We start from the raw sequence: 17,430 nt of genomic DNA, 5'->3' as shown, positions 1-17,430 counted from the left end.
CGGGTACAGTACTAACTTCAAGCTTCGCTTTGCTTGCTTTCAGTAAGTACTGACGGGCTCAGATTGCCCCTATTATAGACCCATACTCCATTATTCGCTTCACTTATTGATTTTTACAGTTCTTCACTTCGCCGGATTTCGCAAGTATCGGGTTCAGACTACCCCAAGTTCAGACCTATATTGCCGAAAATCTCTTTAGTACTTTGATTTTTACAGCCCCTTCTTTCCATCACACCCTTAACTTTCCATCGAAGAGATATTTTGTGGAGAGGCGAAGTAAAAGTAGCAGTAGCTTTTGCCTTATGGCTTCGAATAAGGGGCAATCTGAGCCCGCCGGTACTTGCGAAAAACAAGGGAACTGCAGTTTTTCGCTTAGTATCCGTTGCGAGGCGAGGTTAGCGGGAGCGTGCCCCTGTTCCGAAGCCATAAGAGCAAAAGCGTTAACCCTTTTACGAAGAACACTCCAAAAATCTCTTCGACAAAAGTTTTTTCCTAAAAGCAAAAAAGAGCATAGACTTTTTCTTTGCTTTCCTGTATTTTTAATCCGTAAGTGTCTATATGTTTGGAAGGAGAATAGTCATGGCTGATTCCAGAACTTCACAGTTCATTGAGCGTATTCCGGTAGGACCTTTGGCTTTGATGCCGCTAAAGTCCATTGAGCCCTTGGGAAAGAAGGTAAACGATTACTTGGTTACCTGGAGAACCAAGAGAGAAAGTGAGCATAAGGAAACTCTTGCCTTTTCAGGGTATCAGAAATCGGATTATATTGTTCCTACAAGAATTTCCCGATTCGGAACAGGAGAGGCAAAGGGAGAAATCCTGGAGTCCGTACGAGGAGTGGACATTTACTTGATGGTGGATGTGATGAACTACTCCATGACTTATTCCATTTTCGGCCACGTGAACCACATGTCTCCGGACGACCACTATGCGGATTTAAAGAGACTGATTGCGGCAACCACAGGAAAGGCTAAGCGAATCAACGTTATTATGCCTTTTATGTATGAGTCCAGACAGCATAAGAGATCCGGAAGAGAGTCTTTAGACTGTGCAATGATGCTGCAGGAGCTTCATGAAATGGGTGTGGAGAATTTCTTAACCTTCGATGCTCACGATCCCAGAGTCATGAATGCCATTCCCAGAGACTCCTTTGACAATGTTTCCTGCACCTACCAGTTCGTTAAGGCACTTCTGATGAATGTAAATGATTTGGACATTGATAAGGATCATATGATGATTATTTCTCCGGATGAGGGCGGAATGAATCGTGCCATTTATTATGCCAATGTCTTAGGCTTAGATATGGGTATGTTCTATAAGAGAAGAGACTATACCCAGGTGGTGAACGGACGGAACCCTATCGTGGCTCATGAATTCTTGGGAACGGATGTGGAAGGAAAGGACGTTATCATCATCGATGATATGATTTCCTCCGGAGAGTCTTTAATCGATACAGCCAAGGCATTAAAGGACAGAAAGGCAAAGCGAGTTTATGCTTGCTGTACCTTCGGCTTATTTACCAACGGTCTTAACAAGTTCGATGAAGCCTATGCAGCCGGAATTCTGGCGGGAGTTTTGACCACAGACCTGATTTATCAGCCGGAAGAGCTGCTAAAGAGAGAATGGTATATCAATGTAAGCATGGCGAAGTACATTGCCCTGCTCATTGATAATATGAACCATGATATTTCCATTTCCTCTATTTTGGATCCGGTGGGCAGAATCAATAAGAGAGTTTCTGAATATAAGGAAGCCAGAGCTTCCCAGACAGAGCAGTTTAGCTTAGAGTTGGAAGATGATATGTAAAGAAAAGAGAGGCTTGGAAACAAGCCTTCTTTCTATATTTCCCCAATATAGTTTTTTATTATCCCTTTTGGTGGTTTTTGTTCATAGCACCCATTTTTCCGTGGAAGAGTTGCAGAGCGTAGCAAGGCTACCCTTTTTTGAGAGCTCTTTTTTGGAAAAATGGGAGTTTTTCTTTTCGGAATTCTTAGGCCAGGTAGCGGTTCCCGGATTTTTCTTTGTCAGTGGCTACCTGTTTTTCCGGAATTTGCAGAGCCTTTCCCAATGGAGAGAGAAGCTTGGAAAACGCTTTTTTTCCTATGTCCTTCCCTATCTTTTCTGGAATACCGGAATGACTGTCCTTTATCTTTTGTTTCAAAAGGCAGACTTTAGTATTCACGGGATTTTTGAGGGGATATTTCTTTATCGCTATCAGCCGGTATTTTGGTATTTTTTTCAGCTGATTCTTCTGACCTACGCCTGTCCATTCTTTGCCTTAGGTCTTTCTCTGTTCCGAAAATGTTTTTCTTCGAAGGTGGGGAACCTGCTTTTTGGCGTTTTTCCCCTCTTCTTTCTTGGCTTGGTGTATTTTCGTCTGGATATACCCTATCTCAATGAGGATGCGGCTTTTTACTATAGCTTTGGCGCTTATTTGGCATTGCTTGGCTTTGGCATTTCCGAGGAGGGGAAGAGTGTATCTTATGAAAATACGAAGAAGAAATCTGCATTTTCCCCCTTTCTCCTCCCGCTCCCAGCCCTTCTTTGCTATGGCTATACAATCTTGGGAAAGACCATCGGGCTTTTGCTTTTGGCTACGGTTTTCTACCGTATCAGTACGGCAGTTTTCCTGCTTCTTCTTTGCCAAAGGGGCTTTTTTGCCTTTGGAAAAAAGTATGCGGACCATAATTTTTATCTTTATGCAGTACATTATCTTTTTTTGCGACTCTGGTTTATGCTGCAAAAGCATTTTTTTCCGGAAGCGGGAGAGGCTTTGCTCTTTTGCTTTTATAGTTTGAGCCCAATTTACTGTCTGCTTTTATCCCAAGCTACAGCTTATCTTCTTCAAAAGTATGCGAATCCTTTATGGAGAATTTTAAATGGAGGAAGAGCTTCGTAGTATTTCGAGAGCCGAAATATATAAAGAATAGAGCTGTTTTGGCTCTATAGGAAAGGGATGCTTTGGCTCTATAGGAAAAAGAAGTTTTTAGAATTTTTTATGAAATAGCAAAAATCCTTTAACTTGACGAAGTATCCTATTCGGACTAAACTGGTACTGTTGCTAGGGGCGCTGTATGCTGAGAGGTGAAAACCAACCCTTTAACCTGACCTGGATAATGCCAGCGTAGGGAAGCTATAGTGAGCCCTCCATTGTCCTTTGGACAGCATAGGAGGATTTTTTTATGCATAATAACACCAAAAAGATTGCTTTGTCCGGAGTTTGTGTAGCCATGTCTTTGGTACTGGGAATGATTAATCTATTTTCCCTGCCGATGGGGGGATCGGTTACCGCCTGCTCCATGCTTTTTGCCACTTTACCGGGATTTTTCTTCGGCGGAACTTACGGATTCCTGTCCGGTTTGGCCTATGGAGCTCTGAGCTTCATTTTGAAGCCCTATTTTTATAGCCCTGCCCAGTTTATTACGGATTATGTTTTAGCCTTTACCGCCCTAGGTTTATCCGGCTTATTTTCCCAAAAGAAGCACGGCCTCTTTATCGGCTATATTGTGGCTTGTCTAGGACGCTTTTTCTTCGCCTTCTTATCCGGCGTACTGTTTTTCGCTTCCTATGCCCCGGAAGGCATGAATCCCATTTGGTATTCCTTCAGCTACAATATCAGCTATATTTCCGTGGAAATGGTTCTTACCCTTGGGGTACTTTTGGTTCCGGCGGTACACAAAGGACTGTACCGGATGAAGGGACAGCTTCTTTCCGAAGGAGCTTATGCCCGATAGATTACGAGTCTGAATTAAAACTTATAAAAGGAACTGTAAAATCAAAATAAAAGAGATTTTCGGCGATATAGGTCTGAATAAGGGGTAGTCTGAGCTTGATACTTGCGAAAGACCGGCGAAGTGAAGGACTGAAAAAAATCAATAATTGAAGCGATTGATACAGTGTGGGTCTATAATAGGGGCAATCTGAGCCCGTCAGTACTTACTGAAAGCAAGCAAAGCGAAGCTTGAAGTTAGTACTGTACCCGTTGGGCGAGCTTAGCGAGAGCGTGCCCCGATTATAGACCCACACTGTATCAGAGCGCCTTCTAATAATGAGTGCAGTCCTTCACTGCGCAGGGCGAAGCTAGCGGGAGCGTGCCCCAATTTCAGACCTATATTGCTTAGAAATCTATTTTGATTTTACAGTCCTTTTTCGTTTAATCCAGATCGGTAACCTTCGGAGATTGAAGCTCTACGCTGTCCAGTCCCTCATCCAAGGTAATCACACCGCTGGCATTGACAGACCACTTATTGCCGTTTCCGTCACGGTATTTGGTCTTATTCTTCATGACTTTGCCGGATTCGTTCACCACGTAGCTTCTGTTTTGTCCGGGAAGGGTAACCTTCTGATAACGGGAGCCCTGATCCGCCTTTTGGAGACGTCCGTTAAAGTACAGGTAATCCTGTTTGATGCCGGTGACTCCTCGACCGTTTTGATCAAAGAAACAGGTGATGTTGTCTCCGTCTCCGTCCACCAGATTCATTCTTCCGGTTTTTACGGAACAGTCCGCCTTGTTGGCTCCGCAATAGTAGTAGCCTTCAGGAGCATTAGAAGCAGTGCGTCCCTTCTGGATGCCGTAAACGGGATTGCCCTTTTCATTGAAAAGATAGCGCTTATCGTTGATTCTCTGGACTTCGTACACCCCTTCGTTTCCGGCTGCGGGATGGCCGTTATTTTTAAAATAGAACCATTCCACATCTCCTGTGGAAAGCTTACTGCTGTTTCCCTCAGGGCCTACGGTGGAGTACCAGGTGCCGCTTAAACGCTGTCCCATCTTGAATTTATTATCGTTTTTCTCTGCGAAAAATACATAGCCGGCAATTTCCGGATTGGCATCATTTACCTCTGCCCAACCGGTAACCATGATACCGTTTTCATCAAATCCGTAGGAGGCATTGTCCAAGGTCTTTACCGCAACATGACCGTCCTTGGAGCGAAGCTTTTCTCCGGTACTTTGATTAAAATAGAACCAGTAGTTTCCGTTATTTCCCTTTCGATTTTCGTCGGCGGTAACGCCGGAGGGAAGGGGAAGCTGTTTCCAGCCGGTAATCATCTTTCCGGTACTCGGGTCGCAGTAATAATTATCATCATTTACCCAACCGGTCTGCATAATGCCGTTTCCGTCAAAATAGTAGAAGGAATCCTGTAATTTCAGCCAGCCGTCCTGCTTAAGGCTTCCGTCTTCTGTGGCATAATACCAAATGGTCTGGCCGTTCTGATTGATTTTAATCCAGGAGTTTTGCACCACAGAACCGTTATCATTTTGATAAACCTGCTGTCCTCTGCTGTTTACATTCCAGCCGGCTGCGAAAGCGGTGCCGGAAAAAAGGCCGATTCCTGCAAGAAGCAGGAAGGGTAGGGTTCTCTTCTTCATTTTGTCCTCCAAATCTCTATAGGCAATCCTTAAAGGATGGTAAAAATATATTATTTCAGCTTCTCTTTATAATACTATCCTTTTCTCATAGGAAAAACAACGAATTTTTCCTAACGAAAAGGACAAAAAGCTTACGGTTTAAGAACGTTCTTCCCCTTGAAACCATCTGGCGGAACAACCGCAGGGCAGTACCTGATTGCTTTCTGCAATGGGCAAGCCCACTTCCTGGGAATCCACGATGCCTCCACGGCTTTTTTGAATCAAATCCTTCAGCATATAGGCCATAACCCCCGGCTGTAATCCGGTGGTGTAGGAATTTAAGAGGAAAAAGAGGGCGTCCTTTTTCAAAATCTTTTCGCTCAGCTGTAAAAAGGGATAGATGCTGTCTTCGATTTTCCAGATTTCTCCCTTGGGACCTCTGCCGTAGGAAGGGGGATCCATGATGATGCCGTCGTACTGATTGCCTCTTCGAATTTCCCGCTCCACAAATTTCACACAGTCATCCACCAGATAGCGGATGGGGGCGGAAGCAAGACCGGAAAGCTCGGCATTTTCCTTGGCCCATTGCACCATGCCTTTGGAGGCATCCACATGGGTCAGCTCCGCACCGGCCTTTGCTGCGGCCAAGGTGGCTCCTCCCGTATAGGCAAAAAGGTTTAAAACTTTGATGGGGGTTTTATCGCCTCTTTCCAGTCTTCTCTTCTTTTCTTCTGCAATCTTTTCGGAAAACCAATCCCAGTTGGCTGCCTGCTCCGGAAACAGTCCGGTATGCTTAAAGGCAAAGGGCTTTAAATGAAAAGCAAGGCTCTGCTCCGGATTTCCATTTAAGGCATAGGAAATCTTCCACTGCTTGGGCAGGTCGAAGAATTCCCAGTCTCCTCCCCCGGCTTTGGAACGGTGGTAGTGGCCGTTACATTTTTTCCACAGAGGATTTTTCTTCGGATTTTGCCAAATGACCTGGGGGTCCGGTCTACGCAAAATATACTTTCCCCAACGCTCTAATTTTTCACCGGAAGAGCTGTCCAAAACGGCATAATCCACCCAATTCTTTGCTAGAAACATTTTTCCTCCTTAAAAGCCCGACAAACTGGCATTTATCCTAGCATTCTTTTAGGAAAATGACAAGAAATGCCGGAAAAAGAAAAGAATCCCAAGGCCGCCCTTTTCGGATAGAAAATTTATGTTAAAATAGGGGACGGTACAGACCGGATAGGGAAAATTCCCGAGGAGGAAGCTTGATTATCGAAGAAACAAAAGACTACCTGGTGTTTTATAAGGAAGCAGGGCTGGATAGCGAAAAGGATGCTCCTAAGGACTGCCTTCCCATCCACCGCCTGGATAAGGTGGCTTCCGGTCTTTTATTGTACGGAAAAAATAAGGAGGCTGCGGCGGCTTTGTCCAGGCAGCTTACAGAGAAAAAAATCAAAAAACGTTATCATATCGTGGTACCCAAGGGAGAAGAGGGAAAAGCTCTTCCGGAGGAGGGATGTTTTCAGGACTATCTCTATAAGGACAGCAAAAAGCAGAAGTGTTTTCCGGTGAAAAGCCTTCGAAAGGGCGTAAAGGAAGCTATTCTCCGCTATAAGATTTTGGAGGAAAATGGGGAATGGATGCTTCTGGATGTGGAGCTGGAAACCGGACGCTTTCATCAAATCCGTGCCCAGTTTGCAAGCCGGGGCTTTCCTCTTTACGGAGACGGAAAATACGGCTCCCGGCAGAAGGGGACAGTGGGATTACACTGCTATCAACTCTCTTTTTTGGATGTGAAAACGGGAGAGGAAAGAGGGTTTGAGATAAAAAATCCTGAGGGAGAGCCCTGGAGTATTTTTGAAAATGTTATGGCGTCTAAAAGCTAATACTATAAGAAAAACCAACACAGAGACATTCCCTGAAATACAAAAGCTATGAAGGGGAAAAACGAAAAGAAGAGAAAATAGCTAAGAAGAGAAAAATAGAAAAGAAGAGAAAAAGAAAGTAGGAGTCATGCAGAACGGAGATATGCCTTTAAAGAAGAAAAAGAAGCCTGTAGCTTCCCGAAGAAATCCGGGGGAAGAACAGAGGAAGGAGGCCGTAGAGCAGAGGGGTGTCGAGGCACGGAAGAAGCTCGGAGGCCGTAAGGATACGGAAGAGCAGAGGGATGGCGGAGCACGGAAGGAAATCGTCTTAGGGAAGGATGGGAAGTCAAGCTCCATCGATTATCGCTTTAGGCCTTGTCTTGAAAGCTTTCATTGTGCCCACTGTGGAAAAGAAATTCATCCTGAGGGAGCAGGTTCTCAGCATAGAAATCATTGTCCCCACTGCCTGTATAGCCTCCATGTGGATGAGGAGCCGGGAGACCGGAAAGCTACTTGTCATGGACAAATGGAGCCCATCGGGGTAATCTCCAAGGGAGATGGGGATTGGAGCATTCTACACCTTTGTAAGTCCTGCGGAAAGCTCTCTTTAAACCGGGCTTTGGCGGATGATAATCCTCTGCTTTTAATGCAGCTTGCGGTGAAGCCCTTGTCTTCCCCCCCCTTTCCCATGTCCTTCCTGTCTCACTTTTTGGAAGAAAAGGGAAAGCAGGGCAAATGCCCATAAAGCTTAACATAGAGCAGTGAAGTAAAGAGAAGCAGAATAAAGAATAGCGTAGTAAAGATAATTGTAGTAAAGAGTAGTGTAGTAAAGAGTAGTGTAGTAAAGCAAAGAGAAGTAAAGCGTGGTATAGCCAAGAGCGGTATAGTGAGATGAGGCTTAAAGTAGAATAGGAGTACTATGAAAAAGAATCTTTTGGTGGCTCAGTCCGGCGGACCTACTGCGGTAATCAATGCCAGTCTTTCCGGGGTAATCTGGAAGGCTATGCAGGAGGAAAAGATCGATAAAATCTATGGGGCACAGCATGGCATTGCCGGCGTGTTTTCAGAGGAATTTGTGGAGCTGAAGGCCTGCGCCAAAAAGCAGATGGAAGAGCATTTTCCGAAAAAAGAGGAAGAGAGCATTCTTCTTTCTCCCTTTGGAGACTTTCTCTTGGTAAAAGGAAGTACAAGGCAGGAGGCGGCGTATTTTTCCAGACTGGCTCAGACCCCTGCGGCGGCACTGGGCTCCTGCCGCTTAAAACTGAAAAATCCACAGGAAGATCCAAGAGAGTTTCAGGAGCTCTTATCCGTTTTTAAGGCGTGGAATATAGGCTATTTTCTCTATATCGGAGGAAATGATTCCATGGATACCGCCTGGAAGCTGTCCGCCTACTGCAAGGAACAGGGGGAGGACATCGTGGTGGTGGGGGTACCCAAAACCATAGATAACGACTTGGAAGGAATCGACCATTGTCCCGGCTTCGGTTCCTCCGCCAAGTATATTGCAGCCTCTCTTTTGGAGCTGGAGCGGGAGTGTCTGGTTTATGACACCAAATATGTAATGATTGTGGAAATGATGGGAAGAAATGCAGGCTGGCTTACCGCCGCCGCAGCTCTTTCCGCAGAAAAAGGAAGTATTCCTTATCTTATTTATCTGGAGGAGCAGAGCTTTTCCAAGGAGCAGTTCCAAAAGGACGTAGAGAAAGCTCTTCAGCAGTCCGACCAGGTGATGGTAGCAGTTTCGGAGGGCATTAAGGACAGTAACGGAAAATTCCTTTATACTTACGGTCGAGAGGAAGGGAACAAAGATGCCTTTGGACACAGCATTGCCGGAGGAGCGGGAGGGGTACTGGAGCAGATGATTTTAGAGAAAATGTCGGTGAAAACCAGAAGCATCGAGTTTAATCTTTTACAGCGCTGTGCCGGACATTTGCTTTCTAAAACCGATGTGGAAGAGTCCTTTTTATTGGGAGCACAGGCAGTGGAACTGGCAGTATTGGGAGAAAACGGGAAAATGTCTTCTCTTCGGAGAAAGCTATCCGGAGAGAACTCTTTTGAAAAGTCTTTCGGAAAGAAGGATTCGGAGAATTCCAATGCCGGGAAATCCTGCAAAGCGGGAAGCGGGTATGCTGTAGAATATTCCGCGGTTCCTCTTTCCGAGGTGGCCAATAGGGAGAAGAAGATTCCCCTTTCTTGGATTAGAAAGGACGGACACAGTTTGGAAGAGGAGGCCTTAGACTATCTTCGCCCCTTGATTTTAGGGGAATACAGCTGTGATTTTGTGGATGGCCTTCCTCAATATATTTCTTTTTTTGAGAAGTCCGGAAAATAACTTGCCTCGGGAGGTATGAGATGGATATTAGAAAAACTTATGTAGCCAATAAAAATCGTTATGATGGCATGGAATATCGAAAGGCGGGGGAATCCGGACTGTATCTTCCGGCTATTTCTCTGGGGCTTTGGCATAACTTCGGAGAACGGAATTCTCAGGAGCAGATGCAGGATATTCTTAGGGAGGCCTTCGACTTAGGCATCACCCATTTTGATTTAGCCAACAATTACGGTCCCCCCTATGGAGAGGCGGAGCGAAATTTCGGTATTCTGTACCAAAGAGATTTTCGCCCTTATCGGGAGGAACTCTTAATCAGTACCAAGGCGGGCTATGATATGTGGGAGGGGCCCTATGGAAACGGCGGTTCCCGAAAGTATTTGCTTACCAGCTGTGACGCTTCCTTGAAACGGATGCGGTTGGATTACGTGGATATTTTCTATCACCATCGTATGGATCCGGATACCCCTTTGATGGAGACTATGTTGGCATTGCTGCAGATTGTGCAGTCCGGCAAGGCGATTTATGCGGGAATTTCCAACTATGACGGAGAAACCATGAAGAAGGCTGTGGAGATTGCGAAGGAAATACGGCTTCCCTTGGTAATTAACCAAAACCGTTATTCCATCTTGGATAGAAAGGTGGAGGGAAATGGCTTAAAGGCTGCCGCTAAAGAAGAAGGCATGGGGCTTATTTGCTTTAGTCCTTTAGCGCAGGGGCTCCTTTCCAACCGCTATGTGGAGGGGATTCCTGAAGATTCTCGTATGATAAAGGACGGAAGGTATTTGCATAAAGAGGACTTTACCGAGGAAAAACGGCAGATGCTTGCAAAGCTTTTAAAGATTGCCGGGGAAAGAGGACAGAGTCTTTCGGAAATGGCTTTATCCTGGGTGCTGCGGGACAAGTCCACTACCTCTGTTTTGGTGGGGGTAAGCAAGAAGGAACAGCTTTGGGAAAATGTGAAAGCGCTGGAAAACACCTGCTTTACGGCGGAAGAGGAAGAAGCTATTCGGGTGGCTACAGCCCTGTAATCGGAGAAAATCGGGAGAAAAAGGGCACGAAAAACGAAAAAATTGTGCAGTTCGAAGAAGAAAAGAGAGAAAGCTGGACTTTCCTCTTTTTTTTTATTAGAATTTAAAGTTCAGGAGAAGAAACGAAGGAACGGCGAAAAACTCAGGGTTGTTTTGAAAAAATATTGATTTTTCTGGAAATAAGGAGAATAAAAATGCCCAAACGGGGAAAGGTCCTTCACAAAGAGGACAGAAAAAATAGTGTCGGTCGCCTGCTTTTCGTAATACTGGCAGTGATTTTACAAATTATATGGTTTTGGTTCTTTCTGTACTATTTGACGGAAAGTTACCTTTGGGCGTCCATTTTTGCCAGAGTCGTTTCTATTGTCATGGTTTTGGGGGTATTTGCCAAGCGAACCAATGCCTCTATTAAGATGACCTGGATTTTTATGATTATGGCTTTTCCGATTTTGGGAATGCTCTTGTATTTTTTGGTATACGGCTCAGGATTTACAAAAACCATGCGGAAGAGAATCGAAGCGGCGGATGCCATGCTCTTCCCCTATCTGGATCAGTCTCATTTGATTTCAGATCAGCTGAAAAAAGAAAATAAATCAGTGGGAAATCAGTTTGCTTATCTGGAGCGGGGCGGGAAATTCCCGGTGTATCGAAACACGGAGGTTGTATTTTATAAGGAAGCTTCTTTGGGCTTGGAGGCACAGTTGGAAGCCCTTTCCCAGGCAAAGAAGTTTATTTTCATGGAATACCATGCCATAGAGGATCGACAGTCCTTTGGAGAAATCAAGGAGATTCTCCGCAAAAAGGCGGAGGAAGGAGTGGAGGTTCGCCTCTTCTATGATGATGTAGGTTCCATCGGCTTCATTGATCCGAAGTTTGTGCAGGAACTGGAAGAGTGGGGCATTCAGTGTCGTATCTTTAACCCCATTGTCCCCATGGTGAATCTTTTCATGAATAACCGAGACCATAGAAAGATTACCGTTGTGGACGGCCAGATAGGTTTTACCGGAGGCTATAATCTGGCGGATGAATATTTTAATATTCATTCTCCCTACGGCTATTGGAAGGATACGGGCATTCGACTGCGGGGAGAGGCGGTAGGTACTTTAACCCTGCTTTTCCTGGAGATGTGGCATGCCATGGACGATAGTCCTGTGCGGGGGCTTTACAATTATTTGCCGAGACACTGGGATCGTTATACCGGTCAGGGCTATTGCGCGCCCTATGCCTATGCGCCCACTGACGGCCTTCCCTTGGGTGAGGACGTCTATCTGAATATGATTCAGTCCGCCACGGAAAGCATTTACATAACAACTCCCTATCTGATTATTACCGATGAGATGAGCAGGGCTTTGTGTCTTGCGGCAAAGCGAGGGGTAGATGTGCGGATTGTCCTTCCGGGAATCCCGGACAAGGCCTTTGTTTATGCCATCAGCCGGTCTTACTATCCTCGGCTCCTGCGGGCAGGAGTCAGAATTTATGAATATACTCCGGGCTTTATGCATTCCAAGCAGATTTTGGTAGACCATGTTATGGCGGCGGTGGGAACCTTTAATTTGGATTATCGTTCCTTCTACCATCATTTTGAAAATGGAGTTCTACTGTATGAAAGTCCCTGTATCTTTGATATTGCGGACGATTTCCATGAGCTTTTCCGTACTTCTACGGAAGTCAGCCCGGATAAGGGGCATAATCGAAGCCTTTTCACCAGAATGAAACAGGGCGCTTTGAGACTGATTGCACCCTTACTATGATTTTAGAATGCAAACTTTCAGACTACCCCCTTAAAAATTTAATATATTTTAAAAGATTTATTTCTATGAATATGTTAAAATAAGCCTGTTCAATCGACAATTGAAGACAAAGGGAGGAAACAGAATGAAAAATTGTCCGAATTGTGGACAGGAAGTCCAAGACGAGGAGAAGTTTTGTGAGCACTGCGGAGAAAAGCTGGAAGGCGCAGAAACTGTAAGCGCTGAGGCAGGTGCTACCGGTGCTGAAACAAGCGCTGCAGCAGAAAGTAGTGAGCTTGGAGCGAATGCTGATCATGCAGTAAGTGCTGCAACAGCTACAGAAGCTGCTCCTGTAGAGCCCCAGGCAAGCTATTCCTATGCACAGACTTTAGAGGAGGCTCCTGCGGGAAAGAAGGGCATGAAGCTTTTAATCCCTGTCGTTGCCGTAATTATTCTTCTTTGCGCAGGCTTTTTTGCCTTTGGAAAGAAGTTACTTTCCGGTGGCGTGGCTTTAAGCACAGAGCAGAAGTTCCTTCATTATCAGGAGAAGTATCTCCAGGATAAGATGGATGCCATGGTGGCCTTAGGCTTTATTAACGAGGATTTAAAGCAGTCTTCCGATATGACCCTTACCGGAGAAATCGAAGGCAGTGACGAAATGAATAAGTATCTGAAGGATTCTCAGATTCAGTTAAAGTATGACATGGATGCGGAGAAGAATTCCTTTATCGTGAATTTAAGTGCCAAGATCATGGGTACAGACGTAGTGGAAGGCTTTGCGGATTATCGTGACGGAAAGATCGGTTTTGCGATTCCTGTAGCGGATGAGCACTACTATCGGGGAGATTTAAAGACCATTATGAAGAATCTCACTGAGCAGGATATTGTGGCTCCGGATTTAAAGAAGTCTGCAGAGAACAGAAAGCGTCTGGTAGAGATTTCCAAGAAGTACGGAGATCTCCTTGTCGGCAGCATGAATAAGGATAACTTAACGGTAGAAAAGAAGGAGTTCACCTTAGAGAATCTGAAGGAGAAGTATACCGGAGAGGTTTACGTATTTAAGCCCACAGAGGAAGATTTAAAGAATTTCTACGAGAAGCTGGCAGATACGGTAGAAAAGGACAGCGATTTAGAGTCTCTTTTAGAGGATGTTTATGCGACCAGCACCTGGGACAGCGCTTTAGGCATGGGAGATGCAGAAACTCCAAAGGATCAGCTTAGTGAGTTGGCAAAGGAGATTCGTGATAATGCTGCGGATACCGCTAAGGAGATGGCGGACAATGAATTCCAGTGGCAGATTGCGGTTGTTGACGGAGATTTAAGACAGGTTCTGCTTTCCACAAAGGACGATTCCTTCTCTCTGGAGATTGCCAAGAAGGGCAAGACGGTTACCGAGCAGATCAATGTTGTAAGCTCCAGCTCCGAGAATATGTACTTAAAGAACAGCTATAGTGTAAAGGATAAGATGCTGGAAGGAAGTATTTCCGGCGGAAACGGTGTTCTGGATGTGAAGGCTTTGGAGTATAAGATTGATACCACCAAGCATTCCGCTTTAATGCCTTACGGAACCTATATCGTACATGATCCTATGGGAATGGGAGCGAAGTTTACCCTTACAGTTTCTGACGGAGAGAAGGACAGCAGCAATCACGAGATTGTGGTAGAAGGCTTAGAGAAATACCAAATGCCCTTTAGCAGTGCGAAGATTAATCTGAACACCACCAAAACCGGTACAGCTACCCTTCCGAAGGAAGAGGAAGTGGATATTTCCAACTACAGCCAGGAGGATTTTGAAAAGCTGAGCGAGACCATTGGAAATGGTTTGGTGAAGGTTGCAGCTACTTTACAGGGAGAACTTGCAGGATGATGAAGGAGAGCCTTTGTGAGGTAAACAACTTAGGCCTTAGGTATCATAGAGGAGAGAGCGCCATATTACAGGGGCTCTCTCTTTCCCTATTCAAAGGAGAAATCGTAGGGATTCGCGGAGAAAACGGCGCCGGAAAAAGCAGCCTTTTAAAGGCTATTGCCGGTCTGCTTCCTTATCAGGAGGGAGAAATCCGGATGCCTAAGGAGGTTCGAAAGGGCCTTTCCTATCTGCCCCAGGACCTGTCCCTCTATGACAGTCTAACGGCTTTGGAAAATTTGATTTTTTACGGAAAAATTCAGGGAATACCGGGGAGGCTTTTAAAAACCAGAGGGAACTGGCTTCTGGAGGAGTTGGGACTTTCTCAAAAAAGCCGGGAAAAGCTGTCCGCCCTGTCCGGGGGAATGAAGCGCCGGGTGCATTTGGCATCGGCTCTCATGCTTCGTCCAAGCATTTTGCTTTTGGATGAGCCCACCGTAGGCTGTGATGAGGAATCCTATCACAGGATTCGAGACCTGCTTTTGAAAATGAAGCAGCAGGGCACGGGGATGCTGCTCATCAGCCACGGAAGAGGAGAGCTGGAGGATCTGGCGGATAGAATTTTGACCTTGGAACAGGGAAAACTAAGGGAGAAGTGTATATCATCGGATTGAAGTCATCCCAAGACTAAGGGGTGAAGATAGAAAAGGACTAAGGGGAGAAGAGAATGAAGGGATTTTTTGCGGCCATTTGGAAGGACGGAAGGTTATTTCTCCGAAAAGGAGGACTGTTTATTTTGCTCTTTCCCCTGCTCCTTTTTCCCCTTTTTGCCTTTTTCTTTCAAGGACAAAGCAGTCAAATGCAGGCCTTTCCGGTGATGGTGATTGATGAAGATCAAACCATTATGTCCAAAACCCTGATTCGGGAAATGGAGAAGGTGGAGCTGTTTTCTACCGTTATCAAGGAAGAGGGGGAAATCGGACAGGAAGGCAGGGAAAAGGCCTTCCAAGAGGGAGTAGTAGGCATTTTACGAATCCCCAAGGATTTCTTTTATACCGCCTATCGCTTTGAGGGGGAGCCGGTAGACTTAAGCTTAAATGCCAATCGGCCTACGGAAAGTCTCCTGTTCCAAAGCATTTTCACCTCCATTATGGAAATTATGGAGAAGGAACAGGAAATCAGTAAAGGGGTTTTTCATGCCCTATATGGAGAAAGTCTTTCCAAACAAGAGGAAGAAAGCCTCTATGAGCATGCTTCGGAAAGATTGCTTACGGCTGTTTTAAAGCGACAGCTTGTCTTTGATGAGGAGGGGCAGAGTAGCCAAGTGGAGAAGGCACTTTCCCTTCGCATCTTTTCCTTTATTTTTTTCTTCCTATTGGCCTTTTGTGCTCTGTCTTCCGTTTTTTCGGTGCCGGAAGAAGAAAAGAAGGGCATTCCCCAGCGATTTGCTCTGCTGGGAGGAAGAGGCTTTTTCCTTTCTAAGCTCTTCTTTTTATTTCTTTCCGCCCTGCCCCTTTTGCTTCTATGCTTATTTGCTCTGCAAAAGTCTTTAGACCTTCCTCCGGAACAACTGATACCGATAGCTTTCATCCTCTGTGTTGAGCTCTTGAGCTTCTTCTTTTTCTTCTATCAATTGTTTCGAATTATGGGAGAGGAAAGCACGGCAAAATTACTATCCTTTTCCCTGCTCTTTTTGGGAATTCTCTATACCGGAAAGCTGTTCGGAGAGAGCAATGCACCGGAGCTTGTGAAGCGTCTTTCTCCTATTACCGTGAATCGAATGGTCTTGGAGGGAGTCCGGAGAGGGCTTTCCTTCTCTACTTTACTGTCTACTGCTCTTCCCCTGCTTTTATGGGATGCCTTGGCCCTTGCCTTAGGAATACTTTCAGGAATATATTTTAAGCTTAAAACATTTTTTAAGCAAAAAGCATTTTCCCGAAAGCTCCAGAGAGAATCCAAGAGACAAGATGGACAATACAAATCATACGAAAAGTCTGCCCTGCCTTTTCCCTGCTCTTTACTTTCCCTTCGCTTTTCCCTCCTCTTAGGTGGCGGCAGGGGTTTCCTTTTGCTTGTTCTTTTCCTTCTTTCTCTTTTTGCCTATTCTCGGGTTGGGGGAAAGGAAAAGCTTTCGCTTATGCTGGTACGGGAAGATCAGGGCGCCTGGAGTGAAGAATTAATTCAGGAGCTGCAGCAGGAAAAGGGACTTCAAGTGGAAGTCGTGGAAAATCAGGAAGCGAAAAAGGCTCTTTTGGAGGGCAGTGTAGAGGGGGTACTTTGGATTAAAGAGGGATTTACCGGAGATACGGAGGGAAGAGGAAGCCTACATTACGAAAGCAGTGCGGACTCTCTGGCAGAAATGGGAATTCGGGAAATTGTAGCTGCTCTCAGCAGTACCCTTCGTATGGAGAAGAGTGCTCTTGCCTATGGGGAAAGTCTTTTAGGAAGAAGCCTTAACGAAACGGAAAAAGAAGCTATAGAAGAGTCCATTGTAAAGAGTAAGAGAACAGAACCCCTGTATCAGATTCAAGAGCTGAAGGGAGAAAGGGGCAGAAGCCTGTTCCAACCCAAGAGGGAAGCCGTATTAGGCTTTGTGCTGTACTTCTTCCTTTTTTCCTTAGGAACGGCATTGGGAAGAGAAGAAGAAAAAAGGGTCTTCCAAAGAAGCAGAACCTATCCCGCCGGAAGAATACGATACCATCTCAGCGGCATTCTGCTCTTCGGCCTTTTGAGCTTGGGATTTTTCCTTGTGCTGGAAGGCAGAACTATTTTGGGAATAGAAAAAGAAGGAGGTCTCCGCCTTGCAGTACTCTACAAGAATTTGCTCCTTCCGCTACTATGTACTCTGGGATTTTCCTTCTTCCTTTACAGCTTTGCCAGAAGGCTATCCTACTCCGTATTTGGAGCGGAAATGGCAGGAGGTCTGTCCTTAAGCCTTGGCCTTCTATTCAGCTTCCTGGGTGGAAGCTTTATAGACTTTTCCTCCTTAAGCAATATCCCAAGCTTTATTCCCTACCTCTCCCCCATAGGAATTTATCAAATGGGAATGGAAGGACAGCCCCTCCCGATGGGAATGCTGGTACTATTCAGTGTCTTACTCTTATAAAAGGGTCGGTACAAAAATCAAAAAATTTTCTAAGCAATATAGGTCTGAATTCGGGGTGCGCTCTCGCTAAGCCTCGCCCTGCGCAGTGAAGGACTGTATTATTTGTAACGATGCGCTCTGATGCAGTATGGGTCTGTAATCGGGGCACGCTCCCGCTAACCTCGCCTTCGTAACAGTACTAACTT

Annotated in this window: 13 protein-coding genes and 1 riboswitch; of the genes, 11 read left to right on the top strand and 2 right to left on the bottom strand. The window is 45.5% G+C overall.

Annotated features, from left to right (window positions below; genetic code table 11):
- Nucleotides 1–579: 579 nt before the first annotated feature.
- From RDQ32_RS02400 to RDQ32_RS02390, 3 genes are all read left to right on the top strand, one after another.
- Nucleotides 580–1,806, top strand: coding sequence for a ribose-phosphate pyrophosphokinase (locus tag RDQ32_RS02400; protein WP_183684731.1), 1,227 nt, complete (start codon nt 580–582; stop codon nt 1,804–1,806).
- Entirely contained in the window at nt 1,796–2,899 is a 1,104-nt protein-coding gene (locus RDQ32_RS02395; RefSeq protein ID WP_308578987.1) for an acyltransferase, read from the top strand. Before RDQ32_RS02400 ends, RDQ32_RS02395 begins: the two co-directional genes overlap by 11 nt.
- Nucleotides 2,900–3,053: 154 nt before the next feature.
- A riboswitch (TPP riboswitch) is annotated at nt 3,054–3,148 on the top strand.
- Between the two features lie 34 nt (nt 3,149–3,182).
- Nucleotides 3,183–3,734, top strand: coding sequence for an energy-coupled thiamine transporter ThiT (locus RDQ32_RS02390; RefSeq protein WP_183684733.1), 552 nt, complete (start codon nt 3,183–3,185; stop codon nt 3,732–3,734).
- A 419-nt stretch (nt 3,735–4,153) separates the two neighbouring features.
- On the opposite strand, the gene RDQ32_RS02385 is transcribed toward RDQ32_RS02390, so the two are convergent.
- Both RDQ32_RS02385 and RDQ32_RS02380 read right to left on the bottom strand, forming a co-directional pair.
- Nucleotides 4,154–5,371 (bottom strand): cell wall-binding protein, encoded by a 1,218-nt coding sequence (locus tag RDQ32_RS02385; RefSeq protein WP_308578986.1) that lies wholly within the window; start codon nt 5,369–5,371, stop codon nt 4,154–4,156.
- Nucleotides 5,372–5,509: 138 nt separating this feature from the next.
- The gene (locus tag RDQ32_RS02380; RefSeq protein ID WP_308578985.1) at nt 5,510–6,433 is read right to left on the bottom strand and encodes a class I SAM-dependent methyltransferase; all 924 of its coding nucleotides are present in this window, start codon (nt 6,431–6,433) and stop codon (nt 5,510–5,512) included.
- A 173-nt stretch (nt 6,434–6,606) separates the two neighbouring features.
- On the opposite strand from RDQ32_RS02380, the gene RDQ32_RS02375 reads away from it, so the two are divergent.
- From RDQ32_RS02375 to RDQ32_RS02340, 8 genes are all read left to right on the top strand, one after another.
- A complete protein-coding gene (locus tag RDQ32_RS02375) occupies nt 6,607–7,227 on the top strand; it encodes an RluA family pseudouridine synthase (RefSeq protein WP_007157445.1) in 621 nt (206 codons plus the stop codon).
- Between the two features lie 127 nt (nt 7,228–7,354).
- The gene (locus tag RDQ32_RS02370) at nt 7,355–7,951 is read left to right on the top strand and encodes an RNHCP domain-containing protein (RefSeq protein WP_007157444.1); all 597 of its coding nucleotides are present in this window, start codon (nt 7,355–7,357) and stop codon (nt 7,949–7,951) included.
- 174 nt (nt 7,952–8,125) lie between these two features.
- Complete coding sequence (locus tag RDQ32_RS02365) at nt 8,126–9,538, top strand: 6-phosphofructokinase (protein ID WP_308578983.1); 1,413 nt, start codon at nt 8,126–8,128, stop codon at nt 9,536–9,538.
- Nucleotides 9,539–9,558: 20 nt separating this feature from the next.
- On the top strand, nt 9,559–10,566 hold the full coding sequence (locus RDQ32_RS02360; protein WP_308578982.1) for an aldo/keto reductase: 1,008 nt from the start codon (nt 9,559–9,561) through the stop codon (nt 10,564–10,566).
- Between the two features lie 194 nt (nt 10,567–10,760).
- Complete coding sequence (cls, locus tag RDQ32_RS02355; protein ID WP_308578981.1) at nt 10,761–12,317, top strand: cardiolipin synthase; 1,557 nt, start codon at nt 10,761–10,763, stop codon at nt 12,315–12,317.
- Nucleotides 12,318–12,441: 124 nt separating this feature from the next.
- Nucleotides 12,442–14,163 carry a zinc ribbon domain-containing protein gene (locus RDQ32_RS02350; RefSeq protein ID WP_007157440.1) on the top strand — a complete coding sequence of 574 codons (1,722 nt, stop codon included), beginning with the start codon at nt 12,442–12,444 and terminating at the stop codon, nt 14,161–14,163.
- The gene (locus RDQ32_RS02345; protein ID WP_007157439.1) at nt 14,160–14,813 is read left to right on the top strand and encodes an ABC transporter ATP-binding protein; all 654 of its coding nucleotides are present in this window, start codon (nt 14,160–14,162) and stop codon (nt 14,811–14,813) included. The genes RDQ32_RS02350 and RDQ32_RS02345 overlap by 4 nt, the downstream gene beginning before the upstream one ends.
- Nucleotides 14,814–14,866: 53 nt before the next feature.
- Nucleotides 14,867–17,245 (top strand): ABC transporter permease, encoded by a 2,379-nt coding sequence (locus RDQ32_RS02340; RefSeq protein WP_308578978.1) that lies wholly within the window; start codon nt 14,867–14,869, stop codon nt 17,243–17,245.
- Nucleotides 17,246–17,430 lie beyond the last annotated feature (185 nt).

Origin of the sequence: uncultured Oribacterium sp. (genome assembly GCF_902481605.1) — a bacterium.
Lineage (GTDB): Bacteria > Bacillota > Clostridia > Lachnospirales > Lachnospiraceae > Oribacterium > Oribacterium sinus.
The sequence above is the reverse complement of the archived record's forward strand: the minus strand, read 5'-3'. Positions and strand labels throughout refer to the sequence as shown.